Raw genomic sequence first — 2,503 nt, 5'->3', positions numbered from 1 at the left:
TCGCGGGACACCTTTGTGGAGGACCTCTTCAGCGTGCTGCTGGACCAGTTGGGCTTTCCCCAGGCCGCCCAGCCCTCGCCAGAGCCATAAGAAACGGCGTCTAAAGCGGTGGCTATTCGCCCGCCTGCCGCTCGCCACCACTCGTTGTAAGACCGTTCAGCTGACCCAGATGCCGTCGGGCGAGAGTCGACGCGCAAGGCGCCGGCCGCAGCGCTTACGGGAGCCGACCAGGACACATCCGCGACTTTGCGTCCAAAGCCGGTGGCGAGTGCCTGCACGCGCGCGGCACCAATGCCGCGGTGCCGGTAGGCGTCTGCCACTTGGGTGGTGGCTGGCGGATGTGGCCCACACGCTCCTCACACGCGATCTGTACGCAACAACGAGAAAGAGCGGGAGACAGTGAGACTGTCTCCCGCTCTTTCGTGTCGGCATCCGCCCTGGTCAGCGCGTGATTTTTGCTGACCCTCGGCGAGTGCCCCCGGCAGGATTCGAACCTGCGCACACGGCTCCGGAGGCCGTTGCTCTATCCCCTGAGCTACGGGGGCGTGTCGGCTGCTGAGCTGCTCGCTCGCGGCGACGGGTAGAACACTAGCAGGTCCGGAGGGGTGATCAGGAATCCGTTTCCTGAGGTGGGGTGGGGCGGGTCACCTGTAGGGGGTGGAAGTGGGGAAAACCCGGACGCGGTGGCCGGTCCGGACCTACTCTCGACTTGTGCCAGGCGCCTCGGGTCGGGTGCTTGTTGTGGACGACAACAAGGTCATCCGGCAGCTGATCAGGGTCAACCTCGAACTGGAAGGGCTCGAGGTCGTGACCGCGGCCGACGGTGCCGAGTGTCTGGACGTGGTGCACCAGGTGCGGCCCGACGTCGTGACGCTCGACGTCGTCATGCCCCGGCTGGACGGACTGCGCACCGCGGCCCGGCTGCGCGCCGATCCCCGTACCCACCATCTGCCCGTCGCCATCATCAGCGCCTGCACGCAGTACGAGGTCGACACCGGTCTCGACGTCGGCGTGGACGCCTTCCTCGCCAAGCCCTTCGAGCCCGCCGAACTGGTACGGCTCGTCAAGCAGCTCATCGAGCGCGGGAGCGGGGGAGAGGGGCGCGGCGGAGGCGGAGGCCACCGGGGTGGGGGCGGTGACGGCGACAGCGATGGGGACGGGGACGGCGAAGGGGGAGACGACGGCGTTGCCGACGGTGTCCCCGATGGGGTCGCCGACGGCGTGCCGGGTGGGATCTCCTACGGCGGCTAGGGGCGGCGTCGAGGGAAGCCGGGGGCGAGTTCCTTCCCCCTACCCCGTCAAGACCCGTCCCACCCCGTCCCACACTGAGAACCACCTCCCCTCCCCACCGCCACCCTCCCCTACGCTTGTCCCGTGACCCCCGTCGAGCTGTCCCGCACCGTGCTGCGCGCGGTGCGTTGTGCTGTCGAAGACGGGGAGCTGAAGGTGACCGTGCCCGAGCGGGTCGTGGTGACCGAACCGGGGCCCGGAGGGTGCGGGGACTTCGCCACCAACGTCGCCCTGCAGCTCGCCCGACCGGCCGGGCAGCCGCCGCTGCGGGTCGCCGAGATCCTGCGGTCCCGCCTCGCCGGCGCCGAGGGCATCAGGGACGTCGTCGTCACCGGGCCCGGCTTTCTCAACATCAGCCTCGACCCGCAGGCCGACCCCGTCACCGGGCTCGTCCGGGAGATCCGGGCCCGGGGCGCCGCGTACGGCCATGGTGACGCCCTCGCCGGGCAGGTCGTCGCGCTGCGGGTGCCGTACGAGGTGCGGGCCGAGGTCGTCGCCGACGCCGTCGTACGGATCGTCGCCACGCAGGGCGGGCGGGCCACCGTCGAGCACGGGGAGCCTGCCAATCTGCGGCCCGTGCCGGCCCCCGAGGACCCCGCCCCGCTCGGTCCCGACGCCGCCCGGTGGGCCCTCCTCCACCCGGCCCCGCACGACCGGCCCCGGATCACCGCCGATCACCTGATCCAGCGGGAGGGCAATCCGCTGTTCCGGGTGCGGTACGCCCACGCCCGCGTCCGCTCCCTCAGCCGCAACGCCGCCCGCCTCGGCTTCACCGCCGAACCGGGCCCCGTGGGCGCCGGGGGTCCCGGGGGTGCCGGCAGTGTCGGGGAGTCCGGTCTCGGGATCGCCGCCGAGCGCCGTTCCGAGTACGCCGCCGAGCCCGGTCGCGTGGGCGCCGCTGATTCCGGCCTCGTGGGCGCCGGCGAGCCCGGCCCCGCACACGCCACCGAGTCCGGCCCCGCACACGCCACCGAAGCGCGCCCCGCAGCCACCCCTGGCCTCAACCCGGCCCCCGCAGCCACCCCCGGCCCCAACCCGGCCCCCGGCCCCGGTCCCACCCCCGACCCCGCCCTCGAACCTCACCGCGCCCCCACCTCCCGCCTGGCCGGCCCCACCCCCGCCCCGGCCCTAGAACCCCACCGCGCACCCACCCCCGTCTCGGCCCCCGGCCCCATCCCCGCCTCGGCCCTCAACCCCGACCCGGCCCCCGGCC

The 2,503-nt window shown here is 73.0% G+C and carries 2 protein-coding genes and 1 tRNA gene; 2 read left to right on the top strand and 1 reads right to left on the bottom strand.

Annotated features, from left to right (window positions below):
- Window positions 1-473: 473 nt before the first annotated feature.
- Window positions 474-545, bottom strand: a tRNA-Arg gene (locus tag IE244_RS41415).
- Window positions 546-663: 118 nt separating this feature from the next.
- On the opposite strand from IE244_RS41415, the gene IE244_RS41410 reads away from it, so the two are divergent.
- Complete coding sequence (locus tag IE244_RS41410) at window positions 664-1,251, top strand: response regulator (protein ID WP_191878749.1); 588 nt, start codon at window positions 664-666, stop codon at window positions 1,249-1,251.
- A 123-nt stretch (window positions 1,252-1,374) separates the two neighbouring features.
- The coding region (nrtL, locus tag IE244_RS42690) for an ArgS-related anticodon-binding protein NrtL (RefSeq protein ID WP_229854910.1) at window positions 1,375-2,503 on the top strand (1,129 nt) is incomplete at its 3' end.

The sequence above is a fragment of the Streptomyces filipinensis genome (genome assembly GCF_014649495.1).
Taxonomy (GTDB): domain Bacteria; phylum Actinomycetota; class Actinomycetes; order Streptomycetales; family Streptomycetaceae; genus Streptomyces; species Streptomyces filipinensis.
This window is presented reverse-complemented; position numbering and strand designations above follow the sequence as displayed.